Origin of the sequence: Pseudonocardia alaniniphila (genome assembly GCF_022524485.1) — a bacterium.
Lineage (GTDB): Bacteria > Actinomycetota > Actinomycetes > Mycobacteriales > Pseudonocardiaceae > Pseudonocardia > Pseudonocardia alaniniphila.
This window is the reverse complement of the sequence record NZ_JAKXMK010000080.1, coordinates 1-6,167: the sequence shown is the minus strand read 5'-3', so window position 1 is coordinate 6,167 and position 6,167 is coordinate 1. Positions and strand designations below refer to the sequence as shown.

The window sequence follows — 6,167 nt, the reverse complement described above, 5'->3', positions numbered from 1 at the left end:
CAGATCAGCGGCCGCGGCCCCACCGGGTGCATCGGCTTCGGCAGATCCGACACGCCATCGCGCATCCGCATGCCGTAGCCACCGCAGAACAGCACAACCTTCACGAAGCGTCCCCCCGATTGTCCCCGTCGGTCCAACTGCAGGACCCCCAAGCCCTGCTCCTACCCCATCGTGACGGTTGGAGCGTGTGTTAGCGATGCTTTTCGCCGTAACGACGGGATGGCGGAGAACACCCGAACTTGTGTCCAGTGACCGAACTCAGCCGGTGGTGCCGAAGCGCAGGATGCTCCGTGAGCGGTAGACCTCGCCGGGGCGCAGCACGGTGGAGGTGAAGTCGGGCCGGTTCGGGGAATCGGGGAAGGACTGCGGCTCCAGGCAGAACGCATCGCCCTGTCGGGCCGCGCTGCCGTCTCGGAGCACGAGCGTGCCGTCGAGCATGTTGCCCGTGTAGAACTGCACGCCGGGCTGGTCGGTGCGCAGTTGCAGCGTCCGCCCGCTGCGTGGCTCCACCACGAAGGCGGCGGTGCGCAGGGCGCCGCTCGGTCCGTCGATCACGAAGGTGTGGTCGTAGCCGCGAGCAGCTCGCAGCTGCGGGTGTCCCTCGCGCAGCCGCGCTCCGATCCGCTGCGGGGTGCGCAGATCGAAAGGTGTGCCGGCCACGGCCACGGGCGAGCCGGACGGGATGAGGTGCTCGTCCACCGGCAGGAACCGCCAGGCGGTCAGTGACACCTCGTGGTCCTCGACGCTGCCACCGCCCGCCAGGTTCCAGTAGGTGTGGTTGGTCAGGTTGACCACGGTGGGGGCATCCGTGCCGGCTTCGTGCTCGATCCGCAGCTCCGCGCCGTCGACCGCGTAGGTGACGCTCACCCGAAGCGCCCCGGGGAAGCCGTTCTCCCCGTCGGGGCTGAGCCGGTGCAGCGTCACCGACCCGGCGCCGGACTCGTCCTTCTCCCACGTGGCGTGCTCGAACGCCTCGGGCCCGCCGTGCAGCGCCGCGCCCGGCTCGTTCTGCGGAATCCGGTACTCGGTGCCGTCCAGGGTGAACCGTCCGCTGGCGATCCGGTTCGCGAAGCGGCCCACGCATGCCCCGAGGTAGTCGCGGTCGCGACGGTAGGCGTCCTCGTCGGCGAGCCCGAGCGCGATGTCTCCCCAGCGGCCCTCGCGGTCGGGCGTGCGGACCGCCACGATTCGTGCTCCGTGGGCGATCACGCCCACCTCGAGGGTGTCGCTACGCAACCAGGTGACGTCCATGAGCCGTCATGCTGCCGCACCCCGATCGTGGCGAGCGGCGGACGCCACGCAGTGCCACCCTTCACGCATGAGCGATCAGCAATGGTTCTATTGCCTCAAGCACGGCACCGTCGAGCCGCCGGAGGGCTGCCGGGCCGCCGATCGGCTGGGCCCCTACCCGGACCGCGAGACGGCGGCGCGGGCGCTCGAGATCGCGCACGAGCGCACCGCGGCCGCAGACGAGTCCGACCGCGAGTGGGACGAGCGCGGTTCCGACCGCGACCCCGGGCGCTGATCAGCGGGAGCCGCGTACCACCGCCGAGCCGACGGCCCGCAGGCGTGGCCGGCAGCAGCCATCACGCCTTGCGGGCCGGGCGGCGGCGCAGCCGCACGGCGAACCCGATCCAGGAGACGAGCACGACGCTCGCCACCAGAAGCTGCGCCTCGACGAGACGGTCGGCGGGGTAGATCACGCCGGTCAGGTAGGTGCCGATGAAGCCGTGCGGGAGTCCCTGCTCGCCGGCGTGGCGGCGGGCGGCGTCCTCCCACGCGGTGAGCGGGCAGTCCATGCCGACGGTTGCGCTGAGCAGGCCCCAGGCTGCCGCCGCCACGTGCGGGACGATCAGTCCCGGCCTGCGCCAGGCGAGGAACCCGCCCAGCGCGACGTACAGCAGGAACACGAAGTGCACCAGCATCACCAGGTCGGCGGCCAGGGCGTAGGCCATACGTCGAGGATCGTGGTCAGCAGCCCGGCCGGCAACCGCGTCCGAAGAGTCCGTCGAGCAGGACGGAGCCGATGTCCTGCGGATCCTCGGCCTCGTAGGCGCGCCCGCCGGTGGCCTCCGCGATCCGGCGGAGCGCTTCGTCGTCGACGTCCGGACCCAGCCCGATCGCGATCACCGGAACCGGCTGGTCGGGCTCGGCCTCGGCGTGCAGCGCCTCCAGCGCGGTGGGCTGGTCGACCGCGTCGTTCCCGTCGTTCCTGCCGTCGGTGACGAGAAGGACCGTGTTCGGATGCCCGGGGTCGTAGGTGTCGCGGACGGCCCTGGTGGCGGCGAGCGCCGTGGCGTAGAGCGACCCCTCACCGCCGAGCCGGTCGGGCAGGGCTTCGATGGCGACGGTGAGCGCGGTGCGCCGCGTGGGCTCCCCCGCGGCCGGCTCGGTCAGCGGGCCGAGCGGGACGAGCTCCTGCCACGGACCCGCCTCCGGGCGACGTGACGGGAACGTCCAGAGCCCGGCGGATGCCGAGTCGGGCAGGAGCGAGAACCCCGTCTGCGCCGCTGCGGCGGTGAGTGTCACGCGGTTGCTCCTGCCGGCAGGCTCCGCCATCGAGTCGGACACGTCGAGCACCGTGAGAAGCCGGCTCGGCGTCGTGAGCAGGCCCCAGAGCCGCAGCGTCTCGCGCGCGATCGGCCGCGGAGGAGGCGCGGCGGCCGCGGCCTGGAGGGTGAGCCGCGCGGTCTCCCCGTTCTCGGGCAACCGACTGCCGTCCGGTTCGCGCAGTCCCGCGGCGGCGAACGCCGCTCGCGCCGCCGGACCGTGCAGGTGGTCCTCGACGGCGTCGATCGTGTCGCGGAGCGCGGGGTCGACGCCTGCGGGCCGGCCGGCGCGGATGCGCACGAACGGGAAGTCCAGCGCAGCGGCCCCTTCCCGCAGCGCGCGGGACGTGACCGGTGCGCCGCCGCTCCCGGCCGCGCGCTCCCGGTCGTGGCGCACCACGGCCTGCTCGGACGCGAGGAACGCCCGGGCCGTGACCCCGTCGCGCTGCACGGCGTCGAAACCCGCCGCCACCGAGGCCGGCGCGTCGCGGGAGAGCGAGAGCACTGCGGCGACGAACGCCGGACGCGGCCTGCCGCTGTCGTCACCGATGGCGATGTGCAGGGCGGTGAGTGCTGCGAGTCCCGCGTGTTCGGTGACGGGATCGGGCAGGGCCGGAGGACTCGGATGGGTCAGGAGCGTGTTCCACGACACGGGCCTCGCGGGGTCGCCGTAGCGCTCGGCGTCGGCTTCCGGGAGCACCAGCATGATCGGCGAGGACGCCAGTGACGACCGCTGGTCCACCACCGAGCCCGACGCGGTGTCCAGCGTGTCGAGGGCGAGCGAGGAGTCCGGGATCCACACGTCGGGCAGCCCCGGCGCGTTGGCCCGGATGTCGTCCGCCAACGTGGACGCGGCCTCGATCACGCGAACCGAGGCGCACCTGGCTGCGCCTCGGCGTTCGGCTGCGAGTGCCTGACGCACGGGCTCGATCACTGCGGGGTCGGCGGCGATGGTGAGGTCCACCGGCCGGCACGCGGTGAGGGTTCGCGTCCCGATCACGACGCCCGCGCCGACCACGAGCAAGGCGGTGACCGTGACGACGGGCCAGCGCCGTCGCTGTCCACTCCGCCGGTGCCGACCGCCCACGCCACCCCCCGTCGTTACTGGCAGTAGCTAACCGCACGGACGGTGTGGACGCCACAGGCCATTCGGTGCGGGAGTGATCACTTTGCGTGTCGAGATGGCTGTTTCCACGGGCAGGAACACCCGATCGGTGACAGGGTGGCGCGATGCGTTCGGTGAACCGGTGCACGCGACTGGTTCCTGTCGCCTTCGTGCTCGGCGTCGTCCCGCTCGGGGTCGTCGCCGGGGCCGGACCCGTGCAGCCCCCCGAAGTCGTCGACGCTCCCATTGCGCGCGAACCGGTTGCTGCGCCCCCTGTTCCCGTCCCGGTCGTGGCGGCGGTGAGCGGGCCCGACGCGGTCGCCGGGATCGTCACCCGCGTCGTGCCTCTCGTCGGGACGGGCGCGTTCACGGTGGTGCCGGGATCGGCATCCGCCCCCGTGCCGGGTGTGGTGCGGACCGTGCGCGTGGAGGTGGAGGACGGCCTCCCGATCGAGCCCGCGGCCTTCGCGCGATTCGTGATGCGAACGCTGAACGACCCCCGAGGCTGGGGCCGGGACGCGACGTTCACGCGCACCGCGGGTGCGGCCGAGATCGTGGTGCGGCTCGCCAGCCCGGACACGACCACACGGCTCTGCGCGCCGATCGACACCGGTGGCCCGCTGTCGTGCCGTTCCGGGCCGGACGCCGTGGTCAACCATCACCGCTGGGTAGAGGGGCACCCCGACTATCGCGGAGACCTCACCGGCTACCGGCGATACGTGGTGAACCACGAGGTCGGCCACCTTCTCGGGTTCGGGCATGTGGAGTGCCCCGGAATCGGGGCGCCCGCGCCGGTGATGCAGCAGCAGTCGCTCGGGCTCGACGGGTGTGCGCCCAACCCGTGGCCCTACCCGGGTTGATCCATCCGCCCGCCGGTTCGTGTGCGGTGCGTGGTGCTCGACGTGTTCGGACGCCCGCGATTCCCTCCCCTGCGGAGTGATCGCTACGCGCTGTGCCGATGAATCGGCCCGCCACACTCTCGATGGGGTATTTCCCGACTCGCCTGTGTGAAAGAGCGGAACATGCCCGCTACGTGCGTTTCCCGAGGGAATCGGAATTCGTTGACACCGCTGAGAAGCCAGGTCAGATCCCGGCGCGGTCCGAGTCCATTCAGATGTCGAACCCGGGGACGATCAGCGGTAGGGAGAATCTTCGTGGCAGCGGGAAACCATTCGGCTCGCAGGGGCAGGCTTCGTGCCTGGTTGGCGGGCGCACTGGCCGTGGGAACCACCTCGGCCGTCGTGATCATCGTCAGCACCGCCGAGCCGGCATCGGCCCAGTCGTCGCCTGCGCCCGTGGATCTGGGCAAAGCGGGGTCGTTCGCCGCGTTCGCGGAGAACAGCGTGGCCAACGGCCGGCTCCCCACGGTCATCGCGGGTGACGTGGGCGTCAACCAGGCCGGTCCGGATGCGCTCGAGGGCTTCCCACCGGGAATCGTCGACGGCGAGGTCCACGTGGCCGACGCCGTCGCGGAGCGGGCGGACGCCGACATCGAGAAGGCCTACGACGACCTCGCCGGGCGTGCCGCGGACGAGACGGTCGGCCCCCAGCTGGGTGGCATGACCCTCGCTCCGGGCGTGTACCGCAGCATCGATGATCTGGATCTGGACGGCACGCTCACCCTCGACGCGCAGGGTGATCACGATGCGGTCTTCATCTTCCAGACGCCGGAGGATGCGTCGCTGATCGCTCAGCTGAACAGCGCGGTCGTGCTGACCAACGGGGCGGACTCGTGCAACGTGTTCTGGCAGGTGGGCCAGGACTTCGCATTGTTCAACGGATCCCGTTTCGCCGGCACCGTTCTGGCGAGCCGGTCGGCGGGCCTGAACGAGGGAGCCGCGGTGGCGGGCAGGCTGCTCGTCCGCGACGGGCCGGTCGTCTTCGTCGCCGGCAACAATGTGGTCACCTTGCCCGACTGTGACGCCCGCGCGAACTCGACCACGAGGCACAGCAGCTCGACCCACTCCGACGGTCATCGCGACGGGAGCCCGGCCGGCACCCATGAGTCCGCCGACCGCGAGCCGTCCGGTGGCGAGTCCGGCGACCGGCGGTCCGCTCGTACCGAGTCGGCCGATGACGAGTCGATGGCCGACGAGTCGCGCGGTGACGAGTCCACGGGTGAGGAGTCCGCGAGCCGTCGGTCCGCCGATGGCGACTCCATGGGCGACGAGCCGACCGGTGGCGTGCCGGCCACCGGCCGGTCCGCAGCTGACCAGCAGGCCGGTGATCTTCCCCCCGGTTGGCCGACGGCCGCCCGCCTGCCCGGTCCCGACGGCACCGTCCCGGGATTCCTCCTCCCGCAGATCGGCGGCGTGCCGAGCGTCAACGGCCTTCTGGGCGGCCTCCTGCCCTCGTAGAAGCGTGCCAATCTGACGGCCGCACAGATCGGATGGCCACCGCACACACGGCAGGACGTGTGCGCGGTGGCCATTGGGGTTGCCTGGGTTTCGTGGACACGTCGGTGTGTCAGGCCGCGGGTGCGGCGTGGGTGTGAGTTTGTTCGTAGTCGTTGG

6 protein-coding genes and 1 pseudogene are annotated in these 6,167 nt (G+C 71.8%); 3 read left to right on the top strand and 4 right to left on the bottom strand.

Going from position 1 to position 6,167, the window contains the following annotated elements; all coding sequences use genetic code 11:
• Positions 1–104 (bottom strand): annotated as a pseudogene (locus tag MMF94_RS43010) (glucose-1-phosphate cytidylyltransferase); the annotation flags it as partial.
• A 154-nt stretch (positions 105–258) separates the two neighbouring features.
• Complete coding sequence (locus MMF94_RS43005; protein WP_241043273.1) at positions 259–1,251, bottom strand: aldose epimerase family protein; 993 nt, start codon at positions 1,249–1,251, stop codon at positions 259–261.
• 67 nt (positions 1,252–1,318) lie between these two features.
• Between MMF94_RS43005 and MMF94_RS43000 the strand changes: the two genes are divergently transcribed.
• Positions 1,319–1,525: a hypothetical protein gene (locus MMF94_RS43000; protein WP_241043272.1), complete on the top strand. Its 207-nt coding sequence runs from the start codon at positions 1,319–1,321 to the stop codon at positions 1,523–1,525.
• Between the two features lie 61 nt (positions 1,526–1,586).
• On the opposite strand, the gene MMF94_RS42995 is transcribed toward MMF94_RS43000, so the two are convergent.
• Positions 1,587–1,955: a DUF2784 domain-containing protein gene (locus MMF94_RS42995; RefSeq protein WP_241043271.1), complete on the bottom strand. Its 369-nt coding sequence runs from the start codon at positions 1,953–1,955 to the stop codon at positions 1,587–1,589.
• 16 nt (positions 1,956–1,971) lie between these two features.
• The gene (locus MMF94_RS42990) at positions 1,972–3,567 is read right to left on the bottom strand and encodes a substrate-binding domain-containing protein (protein ID WP_241043274.1); all 1,596 of its coding nucleotides are present in this window, start codon (positions 3,565–3,567) and stop codon (positions 1,972–1,974) included.
• Between the two features lie 212 nt (positions 3,568–3,779).
• Here MMF94_RS42990 and MMF94_RS42985 point away from each other — a divergent pair, with 212 nt between their 5' ends.
• A complete protein-coding gene (locus tag MMF94_RS42985; RefSeq protein ID WP_241043270.1) occupies positions 3,780–4,514 on the top strand; it encodes a DUF3152 domain-containing protein in 735 nt (244 codons plus the stop codon).
• Positions 4,515–4,808: 294 nt separating this feature from the next.
• A complete protein-coding gene (locus MMF94_RS42980) occupies positions 4,809–6,011 on the top strand; it encodes an ice-binding family protein (RefSeq protein WP_241043269.1) in 1,203 nt (400 codons plus the stop codon).
• Positions 6,012–6,167 lie beyond the last annotated feature (156 nt).

Excerpts from the sequence above, each read along its gene's own strand:
- MMF94_RS42995 (WP_241043271.1), bottom strand. The coding sequence starts at position 1,955 with ATGGCCTACGCCCTGGCCGCCGACCTGGTGATGCTGGTGCACTTCGTG.
- MMF94_RS42985 (WP_241043270.1), top strand. The coding sequence starts at position 3,780 with ATGCGTTCGGTGAACCGGTGCACGCGACTGGTTCCTGTCGCCTTCGTG.
- MMF94_RS43005 (WP_241043273.1), bottom strand. The coding sequence starts at position 1,251 with ATGGACGTCACCTGGTTGCGTAGCGACACCCTCGAGGTGGGCGTGATC.
- MMF94_RS43000 (WP_241043272.1), top strand. The coding sequence starts at position 1,319 with ATGAGCGATCAGCAATGGTTCTATTGCCTCAAGCACGGCACCGTCGAG.